The 16,217-nt window shown below is 58.3% G+C and carries 19 protein-coding genes and 1 tRNA gene; 7 read left to right on the forward strand and 13 right to left on the reverse strand.

Translation table 11 applies throughout. The features are described 5' to 3' along the window. Window positions 1-47: 47 nt before the first annotated feature. From tig to ACOMDU_RS12650, 13 genes are all read right to left on the reverse strand, one after another. On the reverse strand, window positions 48-1,490 hold the full coding sequence (gene tig / locus ACOMDU_RS12590; protein ID WP_421130558.1) for a trigger factor: 1,443 nt from the start codon (window positions 1,488-1,490) through the stop codon (window positions 48-50). Between the two features lie 148 nt (window positions 1,491-1,638). Next, window positions 1,639-2,331, reverse strand: a complete 693-nt coding sequence (locus tag ACOMDU_RS12595) for a metallophosphoesterase (RefSeq protein ID WP_421130559.1) — start codon at window positions 2,329-2,331, stop codon at window positions 1,639-1,641. A gap of 47 nt (window positions 2,332-2,378) precedes the next feature. Further along, window positions 2,379-3,374 carry a dipeptidase gene (locus tag ACOMDU_RS12600; protein ID WP_421130560.1) on the reverse strand — a complete coding sequence of 332 codons (996 nt, stop codon included), beginning with the start codon at window positions 3,372-3,374 and terminating at the stop codon, window positions 2,379-2,381. A 75-nt stretch (window positions 3,375-3,449) separates the two neighbouring features. Continuing rightward, window positions 3,450-3,809 carry a YraN family protein gene (locus ACOMDU_RS12605; RefSeq protein ID WP_022136016.1) on the reverse strand — a complete coding sequence of 120 codons (360 nt, stop codon included), beginning with the start codon at window positions 3,807-3,809 and terminating at the stop codon, window positions 3,450-3,452. A gap of 196 nt (window positions 3,810-4,005) precedes the next feature. Next, the gene (locus ACOMDU_RS12610) at window positions 4,006-4,632 is read right to left on the reverse strand and encodes a ribonuclease HII (protein WP_421130561.1); all 627 of its coding nucleotides are present in this window, start codon (window positions 4,630-4,632) and stop codon (window positions 4,006-4,008) included. Between the two features lies 1 nt (window position 4,633). Beyond that, window positions 4,634-4,882, reverse strand: a complete 249-nt coding sequence (locus ACOMDU_RS12615; protein ID WP_022136018.1) for a PF20097 family protein — start codon at window positions 4,880-4,882, stop codon at window positions 4,634-4,636. After that, complete coding sequence (ylqF, locus tag ACOMDU_RS12620; RefSeq protein ID WP_421130562.1) at window positions 4,879-5,754, reverse strand: ribosome biogenesis GTPase YlqF; 876 nt, start codon at window positions 5,752-5,754, stop codon at window positions 4,879-4,881. Before ylqF ends, ACOMDU_RS12615 begins: the two co-directional genes overlap by 4 nt. A gap of 189 nt (window positions 5,755-5,943) precedes the next feature. Next, window positions 5,944-6,318, reverse strand: a complete 375-nt coding sequence (locus ACOMDU_RS12625) for an endonuclease domain-containing protein (RefSeq protein WP_421130563.1) — start codon at window positions 6,316-6,318, stop codon at window positions 5,944-5,946. An 83-nt stretch (window positions 6,319-6,401) separates the two neighbouring features. Beyond that, the gene (gene rplS / locus ACOMDU_RS12630) at window positions 6,402-6,740 is read right to left on the reverse strand and encodes a 50S ribosomal protein L19 (RefSeq protein ID WP_022136020.1); all 339 of its coding nucleotides are present in this window, start codon (window positions 6,738-6,740) and stop codon (window positions 6,402-6,404) included. Window positions 6,741-6,886: 146 nt separating this feature from the next. Continuing rightward, a complete protein-coding gene (locus ACOMDU_RS12635) occupies window positions 6,887-7,549 on the reverse strand; it encodes a TIGR03936 family radical SAM-associated protein (protein WP_421130564.1) in 663 nt (220 codons plus the stop codon). After that, complete coding sequence (locus tag ACOMDU_RS12640; protein ID WP_421130565.1) at window positions 7,542-9,374, reverse strand: TIGR03960 family B12-binding radical SAM protein; 1,833 nt, start codon at window positions 9,372-9,374, stop codon at window positions 7,542-7,544. Before ACOMDU_RS12640 ends, ACOMDU_RS12635 begins: the two co-directional genes overlap by 8 nt. 47 nt (window positions 9,375-9,421) lie before the next feature. Further along, window positions 9,422-10,051, reverse strand: coding sequence for a zinc metalloprotease (locus ACOMDU_RS12645; RefSeq protein WP_421130566.1), 630 nt, complete (start codon window positions 10,049-10,051; stop codon window positions 9,422-9,424). Continuing rightward, window positions 10,035-10,874 carry a M23 family metallopeptidase gene (locus ACOMDU_RS12650; protein ID WP_421130567.1) on the reverse strand — a complete coding sequence of 280 codons (840 nt, stop codon included), beginning with the start codon at window positions 10,872-10,874 and terminating at the stop codon, window positions 10,035-10,037. The genes ACOMDU_RS12645 and ACOMDU_RS12650 overlap by 17 nt, the downstream gene beginning before the upstream one ends. Window positions 10,875-10,998: 124 nt before the next feature. On the opposite strand from ACOMDU_RS12650, the gene ACOMDU_RS12655 reads away from it, so the two are divergent. The 7 genes from ACOMDU_RS12655 (at window position 10,999) to ACOMDU_RS12685 (ending at window position 16,079) form a co-directional block, all read left to right on the forward strand. Further along, window positions 10,999-11,074: transfer RNA gene (locus ACOMDU_RS12655), tRNA-Pro, on the forward strand. A 265-nt stretch (window positions 11,075-11,339) separates the two neighbouring features. After that, window positions 11,340-12,008: a hypothetical protein gene (locus ACOMDU_RS12660; RefSeq protein WP_134108631.1), complete on the forward strand. Its 669-nt coding sequence runs from the start codon at window positions 11,340-11,342 to the stop codon at window positions 12,006-12,008. Window positions 12,009-12,341: 333 nt separating this feature from the next. Further along, window positions 12,342-12,773: a hypothetical protein gene (locus ACOMDU_RS12665; RefSeq protein ID WP_421130568.1), complete on the forward strand. Its 432-nt coding sequence runs from the start codon at window positions 12,342-12,344 to the stop codon at window positions 12,771-12,773. Then, the gene (locus ACOMDU_RS12670) at window positions 12,770-13,966 is read left to right on the forward strand and encodes an antirestriction protein ArdA (protein WP_119979843.1); all 1,197 of its coding nucleotides are present in this window, start codon (window positions 12,770-12,772) and stop codon (window positions 13,964-13,966) included. Before ACOMDU_RS12665 ends, ACOMDU_RS12670 begins: the two co-directional genes overlap by 4 nt. Beyond that, window positions 13,963-14,730 (forward strand): hypothetical protein, encoded by a 768-nt coding sequence (locus ACOMDU_RS12675; protein ID WP_119979844.1) that lies wholly within the window; start codon window positions 13,963-13,965, stop codon window positions 14,728-14,730. The genes ACOMDU_RS12670 and ACOMDU_RS12675 overlap by 4 nt, the downstream gene beginning before the upstream one ends. A 102-nt stretch (window positions 14,731-14,832) precedes the next feature. Then, entirely contained in the window at window positions 14,833-15,357 is a 525-nt protein-coding gene (locus ACOMDU_RS12680; RefSeq protein WP_119979845.1) for a hypothetical protein, read from the forward strand. Beyond that, window positions 15,354-16,079 carry an LPD28 domain-containing protein gene (locus tag ACOMDU_RS12685; protein ID WP_421130569.1) on the forward strand — a complete coding sequence of 242 codons (726 nt, stop codon included), beginning with the start codon at window positions 15,354-15,356 and terminating at the stop codon, window positions 16,077-16,079. The genes ACOMDU_RS12680 and ACOMDU_RS12685 overlap by 4 nt, the downstream gene beginning before the upstream one ends. Window positions 16,080-16,217: the final 138 nt, after the last annotated feature.

A 16,217-nucleotide genomic window follows, 5' to 3' on the forward strand; every position in this document is an offset into this window, starting at 1 on the left:
ATGTTTTCACCCCGCCGCGCCGGCTTTTCTCTCTTGTATACAGCGAATTACTCCGCGTCCTTCTTGGCGGTCTTCTTAGCCGCAGGCTTCTTGGCGGGGGCCTTCTCGGCCTTCTCCTCACCCTCGGCCTTCTTCGTCGTCTTCTTGGCGGCAGGCTTCTTGGCAGGCTTCTCCACGATCTCGCCCTCGGCCTCCAGCTCGGCCTTCTCCTCAGCGGGGGCCACAGCCTTGGCGCTGTCCGCCACGACCTTGATGACCTTCTCACGGATGACCTGCTCCTTCACTTCCTCGGGGCGCAGATACTTCTTCACGGTATCCAGATCCATACCGTATTTGTCGGCCACGTTCTTCATCTCAGCCTCCACCTCGTCGTCGGTGGCATCCAACTTCTCGGCATCGATGATCGCCTTGACGGCCAGATCCATCTTCACCTGCTGCTCGGCAGGGCCGTAGGCCTGCTTGATAAAGTCGGCCTCGGTGGTGTTGGTCATCTTCAGATACTGATCGAAGGGAATACCCTGGGAGGCCAGCTGCTGCTTGAAGCCCTCGGTCATCTGAGCAGCCTGCAGCTCCACCATCTCGGTGGGGATCTCGGCCTCGACGCCCTCGGCCACCTTGGCCATCAGCACGTCCTCGAAAGCGCGCTGGGCAGCCTCGGTGCGCTCGGCGGTCATCTTCTTCTTGATATCGGCCTTCAGGTCCTTCAGCGTGTCGAACTCGGACACATCCTTGGCGAACTCGTCGTCAATGGCGGGGACCTCCTTGACCTTGACCTCGTTGATCTTCACATGGAAGATCACGGGCTTGCCGGCCAGCTCAGGGGTGTAGTTCTCGGGGAAGGTGATGTCGATATCCTTCTCCTCGCCGGCCTTCATGCCGATCAGCTGGTCCTCGAAACCGGGGACAAAGCTGCCGGAGCCGATCTCCAGATCAAAGTTCTCACCCTTGCCGCCATCGAATGCCTTGCCATTATCAAAGCCCTCAAAATCGATATCCGCGGTGTCGCCCTTCTTCACGGCGCGGTCCACGGAGACCAGACGGCTGTTGCGGTCCGCCATCTCCTTCAGCCGAGCGTTCACATCGGCAGCAGCCACCTTGACCTCCGCCTTAGGCGCCTCCAGGCCCTTGTACTGGCCCAGCTTCACCTCAGGGTATATGGCCACGGTGCACTTGAACACCACACCGTCCTTGGTGCAGCTCTCCAGCTCCACCTCGGGATAGCCGACGACGTTCAGTTCCTGCTCCTTCACGGCGGCCTCATAGGCGTCGGGGAGAATGATATTCACGGCTTCCTCATAAAAGACCTCGGCGCCGTACATCTTCTCGATGATCTTACGGGGGGCCTTACCCACGCGGAAGCCGGGTACGTTGATCTTACCGCGCATCTTCAGATACGCTTTGTTGACGGCGGCCTCGAATTCCTCGGCGCTCGTCTCGATGGTCAGTGCGACCCTGCTCTTTTCCAGTTTCTCGCAGCTTTTCACAGTCATTTGTTATTTCCTCCGTTCCGCATGGACAGGTTGTCGTGCCGATGTCCATACAATATAGTATCATAGCAGAAAGCTACGAAAATTTCCACTATTTTTTTTAGTTTTTTCCCTGTTTTTTCAGATTTCTGTATGCCGCAGCAATTAGTGATCAATCGCAAATCTTGACAGGGGTAAAATCCAGGTAGTCAGCGGCCACCAGATGGAATTCCGTGTTGTAATGGCGGCCCTCCAGCGCACGCTTCTGGGCGGCGCCGTGGAGGTGGCCGAAATAGCACTCCTTAACGCCGTAGCGCTGCAGCAGGCGCAGTATCTCCGGACATTCATAGCCCTGATACAAAGGCGGGTAATGCAGAAAACATATCTTTTTACAACTTTCTCCCGCCATTTTCAGGGATGTTTCCAGCCTTCCGACCTCCCGCGCCAACATTTTTTCGTTGTGTGTGCCCTGGTTGTCCAGCTCGTAAAACCAGCCGCGGGTGCCGCATAGCGATATATCGTTATAATGCAGGCAGTTGTTGTGCAGTATCTCCAGGGAGCGCAGCCCGTGCTCGTCAAAAAAGCGCTGCATTTTGGCAGCGGTGTTCCACCAGTAATCGTGGTTGCCCTTCATCAGTACCTTGCGGCCCGGGAGGTTGTGGATGAACGTTAAATCGTTCAGTGACTCCTCCAGGCTCATACCCCAGCTGAGATCGCCGCAGAGCACGGTGGTGTCATTTTCCGTCACCGCCGAGAAACCTCGTTGTATCTTCTCCACATAATTCTGCCAGCGGTCGCCGAAGATATCCATAGGCTTGTCGCTGCCCAGGGACAGGTGCAGATCGCCGATGGTATAGAGTGCCACAGGTCCCCTCCTCTCTTTATTTTCAGTATATGTAATGTGATATCACTTCACAATATCCTTCGCCAGTTGTTCCAGAAAATATCCTCCAGCAGCGACTGGGGATACCCCCTCTCCTCCAACGCCTGATAGAGCTTAGCCACGTCCTGCACGCCGGTCATGCCGGCAGCCAGGGCCTCGCAGCCATCCAGGTCGCCGCCGATGGCAACTGTCGACTCGCCGCTAAGTGAGAGAAAATGCTCGATGTGGGCAATGAGATCGTCCATGTGGCCGCCGCCTACGAAATCGAGGTAGAGATTGATGCCGACCACGCCGCCGGTATCGCGGACGGCGCGGAACATATCATCGGTAAGATTTCGTCTGTGCGGGCACAGACCGGGGGTGCGGGCGTTGGAATGAGAGGCCACGACGGGGCCTTTCGCTGCCTGTATCACGTCCCAGAAACCGGCATCAGATATGTGAGAAACATCTGCAAATATTCCGTATTCATACATTTTTGCAACGAATTCACGACCATAAACAGACAATCCGCGGTCAGGCTCATCGGCGCAAGAGCCTGAGAGGACATTGGCGTTGTTCCAGACCGGATTGATCAGTCGGACGCCCCAGGAGGCCACGGTTTCCAGGTGATCCAGGGCACAGTCCAGCAGGTCGGCCCCCTCGACGCTCAAGAGCGCGGCGGTCCGGTGCCGGGCAGCTGCGGCGTCCACCTCCGCGCCGGTTTTGCAGCGTGAGACCAGATCGGAATTTTCCTGTATTTGGGAAAGGAACCAATCGTGCATTTCACGAAGTTTCGTCCATGCGGTATTTGGGGGCAGCGCGCGTACATCGTCGTACAGGGCAAAAAATTGAGCGCGTTTCCGGTAGTGTTGACCACGGAGCAGGTCCACGTGGCCCCTGTTTTCCCGCAGGGCGGCGCAGGCGGAAAAGTAGGCGCGGCACTCGTCCTCCGTAGCGCCGTAGTCCGGCACCGCCTCTCTTTTCATGCAGCGCCATATCGTATCACAATGTCCGTCAAAATACGGTATATTCTGTATTTCCGTCACAAAAATATTCCTTTCTTACAGCAGCGAAGGCAGGCTGTACCCCCCTGTTTTTTTCGGTTTTCTTTCCAATTTCTGTCACTGAAAGGCATCCTCTACATACACGATACGGACGCTTTTTTCATCCCCGGGCGCGGCGGCGTAGACCTCGGCCACATCAAAGCGGGCGGGGCAATCCAGGCCGTTGTCGCAGAGGTAAAAGAGCGCGGTTTTTCGGATACGGGCCTGTTTGCCGGCGGTGACGTATTCCCGGGGCAGGCCCATCTGCGTATTGGTGCGGGTCTTGACCTCCACGAAGCAGAGGACGCTCTTATCCCAGGCGATCAGGTCGATCTCGCCGAAGCGGCAGCGGTAGCTGTGTGCCGCCAGCTTATACCCTTTTTCCCGGAGATAGTCGGCCACCAGAGCCTCGCCCCAAACACCTTCTGAACGGCTCATCGTTAACCTCCCCTTTTCGACGCGGTCTGCACAGGAAAAAATCCCGCTATTTTCTGTGCAGATACCTGTATTTTGTTTAAACGTTTCTGATACCTTGTCTCTACTTTTTTATACCGGATCTGTATCTGCTCGGTATCCGGGCTGTACCTTATGTGAGTATTCTGTAGATGCTCTGTGCCATGCCGTGAAAAACGCTTTATGTCCGCCCACCGGCGGACCATTTTTTCAGGAAGGACATACGATGTTCCGCGCATGGGCCGAACTTATCCAGCATTTCGTAATGCAGCTTTGTACCGTAGCCCTTGTGCCTTGCAAACTGATACTCCGGGTACTGCTTATCCAGCACGTCGATGACATAGCGGTCACGGCTGACCTTGGCCAGGATGGAGGCGGCGGCGATGGAGGCGGCGTGCGCGTCACCGCCCACGATACAGCGGTGGGGCGTGGTGACGGCAGCGAACTTACCGTGGTCACGGTTGCCGTCGATGAGGGCGAAGTCCGGCCGTGGTGCCAGACCATCGATGGCCAGCTGCATGGCCTTCATGCGGGCGGAGAGGATATCCGTCTCGTCGATCTCCCCAGCGGAGACGGAGGCCACGGACCAGGTCAGGGCCTGCTGCTGTATCCTCAGGAAAAGGGCCTCCCGCTTCTTTTCCGTCAGCTTTTTGGAGTCGTTCAGGCCGGGAAGCTCGAACTTCTCCGGGAGAATAACGGCGGCGGCGTAAACAGGTCCCATCAGCGGACCGGCACCGGCCTCATCCACCCCGCAGACAAGGGCATAGCCAGCGTCATGGGCCTGCTGTTCGTAGCTCAGATCTTCCATATCAGCAATACTCCACTATTATCTTCCTGCACGCGCGGCAGACGGAGGCGGAGAGCTTCGTTTCGCTGAAGGCAGACCCCGTCGAATAGTGCCAGCCGTCCAGCACGATGCCGTTCTGACCGGTGATGTATTTCTTCGTCAGGATCAGGGCATCGGCATCGCCGTCCGGCGGCAGAAAGTACAGACCGCGGCTGCCGCAGGCCAGGAGCTTACCCTGCTCCATCTCTTTTCCGCAAACGGGACAATTCATGGCGTTACCTCCTCCGTGGGTGCCGTCTCCAACGTGAAGCGGCCCAGCTTGCCGGCACGGAACTCGTCCAGCAGGATGCGGGCCATGCGCTCGGTGTCCACCTGGGCGCCGCGCATGAGAAACCCGCGCTTACGCCCGGCCTTCTCCAGCAGCTCGTAGCCGGTGTCGCCGGGCTCCACCTCTATTTTATAGCGTTCGGTGAGGGTATCGGCGTAGTGGGCGGCCAAATAGTCCATGAGATAGCAGGCCAGCTCCTCGATATCCAGCACATCGTCCTTCACCGCTCCTGTAAAGGCTAAACGCTTGCCAACCTCCGGGTCGTCGAACTTCGGCCAGAGGATGCCGGGGGTGTCCAGCAGTTCCAGCGTGGGGTCCACGGGCACCCACTGCTTGGAACGGGTGACGCCAGGACGGTCCTCGGCCCGGGCGGTCTTGCGGTGGGCCACCTTATTGATAAAGGTGGACTTGCCCACATTGGGGACACCCAGGACCATGACACGGACCACCTTGCCTACCTGGCCTCTGGCCGCGGCGGCGGCCAGCTTATCCCGCAGCAGCTCGCGGACGGCGGCGGAAAATTTCTCGGTACCCACGCCGTTTTTGGCGTTTGCCTCCAGCACGGCATAGCCTTGGGCGCGGAAATACTGGGTCCAGCGGCGGGTCTCGGCCGGGTCGGCCTGGTCGGCACGGTTGAGGACGATGAGCCGGGGCTTGCCGGCGGTCAGCTCGTCCACGTCCGGGTTGCGGGAGGACAGGGGGATGCGGGCGTCCACGATCTCGCAGACGGCGTCCATATTTTTGATCTCGGCGGAGATCATGCGCTTGGTCTTGGTCATGTGGCCGGGGAACCAGCTCAGATTGTCGATTTGCATGGGACACCTCCTGAAAAATCTTACAAAACCAGTCGGATATTCCGCCACCTCATCCGCCCCGTCGCGGGGCACCTTCCCCTCAAGGGGAAGGCAATTTGGTACCTGCGGCGGCGATGGTACCAACCTCTCAAGGAGAAGGCCGGCGGCTAACGCCGCACACCTCATCCGGCGCTGCGCGCCACCTTCCCCTCAAGGGGAAGGCATTTTGGTGCGGCGGTCATCTATATGGCGCAGAATATCCGCGCAAACCTCATCGTAGCGGCAGGTCACATCCGTATTCGCATAGCGCAGCACACGCAGACCTAATGCCGACAATGCTTCATCACGTGCCCTGTCCGCCTCTATGCCCGCGGTGTCGTAGTGCTGCGAGCCATCCAGCTCGATAACCAGCCGCGCTGCCGCACAGTAAAAATCCACGATGTACTGCCCTATCACTTTCTGACGGTTCACCGTAATGGGAAGGCCGCGCAGAAAGCCATACCAAAGGAGCCTCTCCTCCCGCGTCATCTCTCTGCGAAGTACCTGCGCGTTTGGCGTAAGATGTCTGTTATTTCGTGTGTTCATCGTCTCACCCCTTGCAGTATAGCACAGGGTGGAGAAAAAGAAAAGCACCCACTTTTGGTGGATGCTCTCTTTTGGATCGATGCTTACAGCTTCTCGCGGACCTTGGCTGCCTTGCCGACGCGGTCGCGCAGGTAGTACAGCTTGGCGCGGCGGACATAGCCGTGGCGCACGGTCTCGATCTTCTCGATAGAGGGAGAGTGGACAGGGAAAACCTTTTCCACGCCGACGCCGTAGGACAGGCGGCGGACGGTGATGGTCTCTTCGATGCCGCCGTGCTTCTTGGCGATGACGGTGCCCTCGAAGACCTGAACACGCTCACGGGCGCCTTCCTTGACCTTCACGTGGACGCGAACGGTGTCGCCCACCAGGATCTGGGGGACTTCCTTCAGCTGCTTCTCGTTCAGTGCTTTGATGAGATCCATGGATATTTCCTCCTAAATTATAGGTGTTCATGCCGCCATTTGGCGATATCCGCGCACATTTGGGATATCGGCGACAGAGGACCGCCCTTTTCACGCCATGATAGAATAGCATAGATGGCAGAGAAATGCAAGGGTTTTTTACTATATCAGCGAAAAATGTTGCCGGAGGCGTCCAGCAGCTCGCGGCGGCGGATACGGGTGAAGTCCGGGGTCAGCGCCGGCAGGTGGGCCGCGATGGCCTTCTCCAGCAGCTGAGGGTTCAGGCCGGGGTTCTGGGCCTGGACCACCACGGTGCCGGTAACGGCATGAGCGCCGGACAGGAAGTGCACTTCCTGTATCATGGGAGCGATATCGACGTCGGCCAGGTCCTTGCGCTTGGTGCGCTTCTGGATGACCAGCTCTGGGCGGGTGAACAGGGCCGTCAGGGCCTCGGCAGCGCCGGCGGGGACGCCGTCGTCGTACTCAAAGGTGACATCCGCCCGGAGATACGCCAGGTCGCGGACGGGGCGGGACGCCGGATAGCAGTCCAGCACGCGAAGGCCGGAGGGCATACCGGTGTTGAGCTTTTCCGCGATGCCGCTGCCGTCGGTGTCCTGGGTGACCTCGAAGTCCAGGAGCTCGCAGTCGCTGGACTGGCCCACGGGCAGGGGCAGGACGATGGAGATGATGGGATGGGGGTGGTAGCCCTGGGAGTGCTTGATGTCCAGCTCGGTGCGGGGAAAGGCGCGCTGGAAGGTGCGGAGCAGGTCCAGGTGGGAAATGTAGGAGGCCTGGGCCTCCTTGATGAACAGGAGACGGAGCTTAGACATCGCACTTCCCTCCTACAAGTTTGTTGGCGCCGCAGCCGTTGCAGCGGGTGCGGCAGTCGGGGGTGGTCAGGGACGCATAGGCCTGATGGCGCTCACGCTTCAGATAGTCCTGCGTCACGCCGGAGGAGATCATGCTCCACGGCAGCAGCTCGTCCTCGGACCGGGTGCGGTTGGCGTAGAAATGGGGGTCAAGGCCGCATTCGTCGAAGGCCTCCAGCCAGCGATCCAGGGAGAAATACTCCTCCCAGGCGTCAAGGTGAGCGCCTTTACGCCACGCTGTTTCCAACACTTTTCCCAGACGGCGGTCGCCCCGGGCCAGGACGGCCTCCAGGAAGCTGGTGTCGGAGTCGTGCCAGTTGTAGGTGACAGTCTTGGTCTTGATGGCGTCACGGAGCAGGGTCACACGGCGCTCGTACTCGGCCTTGGATATCTGCGGCTCCCACTGGAAGGCGGTATGGGGCTTGGGTACGAACCAGCTGGTGGAGACGGTGATGCGGACGCCCCGCTGCTTGTTCTGGGCGCTCTCGCGCCAGGCGTGCATGACACGGGCGGCCACGTCGGCAATGCCCAGGACGTCCTCGTCGGTCTCGGTGGGCAGGCCCAGCATGAAGTAGAGCTTCACGGCGCTGTAGCCGCCGGCGAAGGCCGTGCGGCAGCTTTGCAGCAGGTCCTCCAGTGTGACGTTCTTGTTGATGACGTCCCGCAGCCGCTGGGTGCCGGCCTCCGGCGCGAAGGTCAGGCCGGTCTTGCGGCCCTTGGCCAGCCGCTGCATCAGGTCCATGGAGAAGTTGTCGGCGCGGAGGCTGGGCAGGGACAGGCTGACATGGCGGGCATCGCAGAAGGGCTCCAGCTCGTCGCACAGGTCCGTCAGCGGCGGGTAGTCGCTGGTGGACAGGCTGGAGAGCGTGACCTCCTGATAGCCGGTGTCATCGCAGGAGCGGACGCAGTAGTCGGCGCAGAGGTCGCGGCTGCGATTACGGACCGGGCGGTAGACATAGCCCGCCTGACAGAAGCGGCAGCCGCGGATGCAGCCCCGGAACAGCTCCAGGGTGACGCGGTCCTGGACGATCTCGGTGGAGGGGACGATGGTATTTACCGGGAAATAGGACTTGTCCATGTCGTGGACGATGCGTTTTGTCACCACGGCAGGTGCGCCGTCGCGGGGCGTGATGGACGCCACGGTGCCGTCGTCGTGATAGGTCACATCGTAAAGGGACGGGACATAGATACCGTCCAGTCGGGCGGCGGCGCGGAGAAAATCGGCCTTGCTCCAGCCCTCGCGGCGGGCGCGGCGGTGGAGCTCCACCAGCTCCACGGTGACGTCCTCGCCCTCGCCCAGGCTGACCAGATCGATGAAGTCGGTCAGGGGCTCGGCGTTGTACATGGCGGTGCCGCCGGCGATGACCAGCGGGGTCAGGCCGGTGCGGTCCGCGGCGTGGAGGGGGATGTGGGCCAGGTCCAGCATATTGAGGATGGCGGGAAAGGCCATCTCGTAGCCAACGGAGAAGGCCACAATGTCATAGTCGGTGATGGGGTCGCCGGATTCCAGGGCAAAAAGGGGCATTTCCGCCTGACGCAGCTCGGCCTCCATGTCGCCCCAGGGAGCGAACACGCGCTCGCACCAGACGCCGGGGATATTGTTCATTACGCCGTAGAGGATACGCATACCCAGGTTGGACATACCGATCTCGTAGGTATCCGGGAAGCAGAAGGCGATGCGGGTGTCTACCGCCGCCTTGTCCTTGAGGATGGCGTTATATTCGCCGCCCACGTAGCGGGCGGGCTTTTGCACCCGGGGCAGGATGCGTTCCAGTCGTTTATCCATGGTGTAGTCCTCTCCCCTCCCCTGCCCGACGGAGCGTGGGCGGGGAGCTATTTCTTGTAACAGTTTATTTTATCCGGTTTTGCGCCGTTTGGCAAGACCCCTTTTACGGCCAGCCAGAGGACGCCGGGCAGCAGGAACAGCCCCGCGCCGGTGGTCAGCGTCAGGTACAGGCACAGGACCAGCAGGGCGGCGGAGACAACGGCGCCCACCGCATAGGCCACGCGGTCGGCGGTGTAGGGCTCGGTGCAGAGCGCCGTCAGCAGCCAGAGGAGGCGGCCGCCGTCCATAGGGCGGACGGGCAGCAAATTCAGCGCGCCCAGGATCAGGTGGGCGCCGGCGAAGGGCGCCAGCGCCTCACCGCCCACGGAGGACAGCAGCGCCCAGAGCAGGAGGTTGCAGCCGGGGCCGGCAGCCACGGCCAGCAGCTCGCCGCCGTAGGACAGGCGGTGGAGGTCCGGCACGTACAGCTCCGCGCCGGTGGCGGAGAGGGTCAGGCGGCGGGGCGGCTTGTGGAACGCATGGAGGGTCAGGACGTGGGCCAGCTCGTGGCACAGGGCGGCGGATAGGAGCGCGGCAGGCAGGGTCAACCCTCGGGAGAGCAGCAGAAACGCCGCCAGCAGCACCAGCGCAGAGGGCGAGACGGTGAGGGCGGCGGATGGCTTACGCAAATGTAACATAATAAATGGGGTTCAGATAGGTGTCGCCGTGGTGAAGTTCAAAATGCAGGTGAAAGCCGGTGGCACGGCCGGTATCCCCCATCTCGGCGATGGGGTCGCCGGCCCTCACCTGCTGGCCGTCGGAGGCGGTGATCTTACGGCAGTGGGCATAAAGAGTGGAAAAACCGCCCTCGTGGGTAACGGTAACGTAGCTGCCCAAGTCGGTGCTGCTGCCAATAGCCGTCACCGTTCCATCGGCAAAGGCGCGGATGACCGCGCCCTCCTCCCCCGCGATGTCCAGGCCGTAGTGAAATCGACCGTCGCCCTCCAGGGGGTCGCTGCGGCAGCCGAACAGTGAGGTGATCTGACCCGCCGAGACCGGGTCAACGTAGTCGAAGTCCAGGACCCGCTGGAGCATCTCCACATTGTCCGGCAGTGTCTCCGACCGGGAGACAGCAGGGGCGGCGGGTATCTCCGACGTGCCGAAAACGGCGGTGTAAGCATCGTTGAGGGCGTCGGAGACGGTGGACCCGTCCGCAAAGGCCCGGCCGGCAGCGGAGAACACCTCTACGAAGTCGGTATCGGCACCCAGCAGATCCAGCAGTGTGGCGCGGCAGCGATCCAGCGCCGCCGGAAAGAGAAATTTCATGGCGATGACCGCCAACAGCAGCGCGGCGGAGATCACCAACTGGACCATACGGCGACGGGCGCCGGGAACGGGCGCCGCAGCGGACTTCGTCCGGTCCGGGCGGGGCGCGGGGCGAGACGGGGCTTTGCGGGGCGGGACACTGCGGCGGGACGGGGCTATGCGTTTACCGGCGTAGGACACGGGGCGCTGGGACATGGCGGAACACCTCCTTCTTTTCCAGAGCACTATATGCAATAGACGAAGGCGTTAGACATACAAGTGAAAGTTGGGAAATTATACTTGACAGCCGCGCCGTCAGGAAATATAATAGGAGGGCTGACGGGGTGTAGCGCAGCTGGTAGCGCGCTTGGTTCGGGACCAAGAGGCCGGGGGTTCAAGTCCCCCCACTCCGACCAAAAAGGGAGGCCAAAAAAGATATTGGGGATAAAAACCCAGTGTTTTCAAGGCTTCCGAGGCCCGTAGATCAGTAGATCTACGGGCCTTATTTTATCGATATTTGACCTCGCACGATTCACTCAGACGGGAGTAAAACCCGCAGGTATTAAATGATATAGAGGACAGAAAAAGAGCGGCGATATTTTCTGTTGGAAAATATACGCTGCTCTTTCTTTTTGCCGGGGCCTCAAAAGAGGTCCCGGCTTTTTCATTTTCAGGGGAGGAATGAGTTTGGAAAATAAATATTTTACAGAGTTGGCACACCGCCTGCAGGCAGCCGGGATCACCACAGGACATCCGGAGAGGAACCAGCTGACAGTGTTGCTGAACGACCAGCCGGTCCTCTTTGTTTCATCAGAGAGCGATGTGTTCCTCCTCCCTGCCGGAAGCAATCCTCCGGAGGCCAGTGAACTATACCACAAAGTTGCCCAGACTGCAGAAGAAGTGTATGCCTATGTTGAGGCGATTCAGACCGCTCCCCTCCTTCATGCCAGCGGTCTGAGTGAGAAATTCCATCTGCTGGCGGATTTTGGCGGTGCGGTGCTGGCTGGGCGTGAATTGGGAAATGGCTGGGGTTATCAGTTTGTCACCTGGATCTGGGATCATGACAGGACCGGGGTGAGTCACGGACACTATTATGAGGAGGATTTCCAAGGAGCCAAACAGGACTTCGCCGTCCGCTCCGGGCTGATCTCCAAGGCCCAGCTTTTTTTGCCGGAGGAGTTAACGCAGCTCTATCGGGCCACAGACTATCTGCTGGATGAAGGACCTGAGCCGGAGGATGGCCAGCTCAAGGCCCTGCAGACTTCAAGAACAAAGATCGAATACACTGTCCCGGATCTGGTAGAGCGTTTGGAACAAAGCCAGGGACAGGAGCCACAAATGAATCTGTAAACGCACCGGAAGAATGGGGCCTGCATCTGCCGATGGGCAGAAAAGCAGGCCCCGTTCTTTATGCAGAAAGGAACAGCAATGACAAAATATTTTTCAAAAGACACTCCGTTGGCCAGTTTGGAGCGGATGATGATGAGTGTTCCCGGCTTTCAGAAACGGGGTGGCGGGATGATGGTTCTGTGCAGATTCCATTACAAAAAAGAGGATGTGGACTGCGCCTACTGCCAGAGCTATATGCGGCATACCTGTCAGGCGTCTGTTTGCCCATACATTCCGGAGCGGTTGGAAGCAGGGACTGTTAGCTACCAGGAACTTGCGGAGGGATGCCTCCACATGGCAGGCCACCAAAAGCTATGGAACCGGCTCAGCTCTCTTCCCAAAGGAAAGTCGCTTCCTCTCGTGTTGGAACCGGCCCATCGGCGCAGGCTGTCTGAGTGGCTGGAGGCTGGCATAGCCACCAGCTGCCCCCACGAGCTGGCGGCTGCCTATCTGCTCTCTTCCCGCGCCGGGCTCTGGCGGAGAGTGCTTCCCCATATATCTCACGGCAGGATCGATTTCTCCTCCATTTCCCTGCGGGGGATCGACCCGCGGGACTATCCTGTGTACAGGGCGGCCAAGGGCCTCTACTGCGGGACGCTGCTCATTACTTCCTCAGAATTGGCGGACGAGGAACAGGTCAGCAGCGAAGCCTTCGGTGATATTCTCAACGCTATGCTAATCGCGCGGTATGGAAAATCGATCATGGCTGCGGAGGTGAGAAAATGAGCTATGTGATCCAAGCGGTGCTAAGCAACGCCCAGCATCCGGAATATGGCCAGGTCACGATACCCTTCCCCATCCCCAATCAGAACTATGACTGCACGATAGAGCTGCTGGAACCCCTGGAGATCGGCGATACGCTCCGGCAGGATTGTCAGGTGGATGAGTTGGACAGCTTCTATACCGTCCTGAACGCTCTGATCGGCACACAGGTCACCCTTGATGAACTGGACTATCTGGCCAAGCGGCTGGACAGCTTTGATGACGGAGAGGCCGCCCAGTTCCAGGGGATGGCCCACAAGCTGGGGCTCTCGAAAATAAAGGACCTCATCAATCTGACCTTCTGCTGCCAGAAGGCCACTGTGATCACCGATTTTTCCGACCTTGAAAAAATCGGGCGGGAACATTACATGAATTTGAATGGCGGCTGTGCCAGAACAGAAGATCTGGAGGCGCTGGATGGGACCGAAACTGCCTATTTGCTCATTGACAGCGGAGCCGGGACAGTCACTCCCTATGGTGTGGCCTATGACAACAGCATGAAGTTGGAGCCGCTCTACAATGGGCGGCAGTTTCCGGAATATCTTTATGACAACAGCAGCATGGGATTGAAAATTGTACCAGCAGAAAACCAAGCCCCGGAACTGCTTTGGCTCCCCGCGTCAGAGCAGCAGATTCGCCGCACCCTGCTGCGGGCAGGCTGGCAGGATCCTGACCATGCGGACTACACGATAGATGTATTCCTGCTTCAGAAGGAGGCCGGCAGGATACTGAATGAAAAGCGAGACAGCCTGCATTCACTCAATGCCATGTGCGGTGCCATTGCAAAACTGGAGCAGAAAGACAGGGATAAGCTGGAAGCTGTGATCGTATTTGCAGAACCTGAGAATGCCGGTGCGATCCGTCGTCTGGCTGAAAATCTGGAGCAGTTCGACTTTATTCCCGGCATCCACACTCCAGAAGAATATGGAAGATACATGATCCGAGAGTCCGGCCGGTTTGAATATGATGATATTCTGGAGGCCTTCTACGATTACGAGGGCTATGGGCAGCACCGCATCCAACAGGAAAATGGCCGCTTCAGTGGCTATGGTTATGTGTCCTATCCCGGAACAATGGCGCTGGAGGATCTGATGGCAGAAGACCCAGCCGAAGCATATCAAGCGGAACAGGGCCTTCAGATGGGTGGGCTGGAATGAAACAACAGAAAAAGAACTGGCCTGCTGAAAGCAATATGACTGCCCTAAAAACACTGTCGCACACACTCCTGCATCTTGATATCCAACCTACAAAAATGTCACCGCTGGTGGTCAAGCACCCCTTTACAGACAGCGGCCTGGCTGGGATATATGCCGAGGATGGCAGCCTTTCGGTGGGAAATCTGCTGGACAGCCCTGATGCACTCCGCACTTGGAGGGAGAATTTCAGTCGGCGGATCAATGAAGCAGAAACGGCCATGAACCTCTTTTGTATGATTACGAAACCCTATCAATTCGGCTATCTGAGACTGGCGGCGGCACATCTGTCCGAGCAGGATATGGCCTCATTTCTCTCCTATGCATGGATCAGTACGGAAAGCCCCAACAATGACCCAAATCTCAGCCAAAGAGAACTGCTGTCCATGTTCCGATCCCTTGACCCGCAGAAGCTGATGGATCAGGAGGAATACACACAGTTCCAGAACTTGGACGATGTGGTGACGGTTTATCGCGGTGTGACATCGTATAACGCCAACAACATCAAGGCCCTGTCATGGACTCTGAACCGTGAAGTAGCTGAGTGGTTTGTCCACCGTTATGGCGAGGACGGCATAGTCTATGAAGCACAGATCAACAAAGAGCACACCTATGCCCTTTTTCTGGGCAGAAATGAGGAGGAAGTCATCGTTGACCCCAAGCGCCTCATCAATCTTGTCCCATCCCCATCACAAGAGCCAGTTCAGGGCCCAGATTTATCTATGTAGTGGAAGTCAAAAACATTTTTCAATTTCAGATAGCTATTGCTGTCAGAGTGTGGTAGTGTTCGTGTCGAATACCGATTGACCGGGAATGAGGAGGCGCAAATATTGAAATTGAAGATGACTTTAGATGAACTGATCAACACTATGGAACCGCAAGTCCGGAAGGATAAAGCCCTAATCTCCAAATGCATCGACGGCCTCACAGAATACGCCGCTGAGCTGCGGCAGAAAGCAGGAGATCCGGGCAAGGCGCAGACCCCGGACCTCCGCCGCTTGGTGAGCGAACTGGAGGGTTGTTGGGGCCTGGATACCGAGGTCGTAGACTATGTGGCAGCCTTTGACCGGAAGATACAGGAAGCGGATCAGGCAACCCACCCATGGGCCCCCACACAGGAGCAGAGGGGCGCTGTGATGAAAGGGATATGTCTCCATTCCGTGGATATAATTTCCAGTCTTGGGGCCGATGATGCCAGAGGCCGGGTGGCAGGATGTGAAAGGCTGATACAGGAAATCGCCGGATTCTGGGATTTTGACTCCCTGGTACCGGATGACTTATGCGCCCAAATAGAAGCCTCCCTCAAAGAGCAGGAGGTATGGGAAAACACGGTGGAGATGGGAGGGATACAATGAGCATCAATGTCTGGACCGATCCCATGCAGCACGCCGAATTGTTTGGAAAGCCTGTGCTCTTTACCAACTGGCTGATCCTGCGGGATTTGGTTCCCAAGGGCTGGCACTGCTATGATCTGCAGGGCACACAGAATAATCCGAATGGCCATGCTGCGCTGGTTGACAGGGAAAATATCTTCCACACAGGAACCATCCTCTCTCCCCAGCCCCTGAAGCGTGAAGGCACTGTCTCCCGCCGGGTCAATGGCAGCTTTCATCTGCTGGGTGAGGAAATGACGCTGGAGCAGTTCTGTGAGAAACATGATCTGGAATATCCCCAGGACACGCGAGAGTTCATACTGCGCCCCGCCTCTCCGGATGAGGCGGGGTTATTCTATTCCATGGATGCGGAGGAGGACAGGGTCCTGGGGACAGTGGGCCACCTGCGGATAGACTTCGGCCATGGTGGAAAGGAGTTCTGGCATACCTGGTGGCCTCATAACGACGACCAGTTCAACACACCGGAATTCAAGGATATTCTGCAGCGGTTTGTAGACAGCCTGCGGCAGGATGGCCCCTTAAAGGATCTGAAAGCCATGAGTACCTACTGTTGGCAGCACGGCGGCCCTATCACAGAAGATAAGCGCAGCTATGGCTATCTCGTAGAAGTGGGAAATTACCGTCTCTGCCTCCGCTGCACCCCTGTTATGGGCGACTATCAAGGGTACTGTTTATGTGCTTGAGCACATAAGAGATAATATGTGACGAGTTTGTCACGAGGGCGGTGGTGGGCGAAATGACTTGAAATAAGGGATTTTTTCATAAAAACACCTCACATAATATTTTGCGCTTGTCTGTCTGCGCACACCTTGGGATAATGA

It is taken from the genome of Vescimonas sanitatis, assembly GCF_049060325.1.
Taxonomy (GTDB): domain Bacteria; phylum Bacillota; class Clostridia; order Oscillospirales; family Oscillospiraceae; genus Vescimonas; species Vescimonas sanitatis.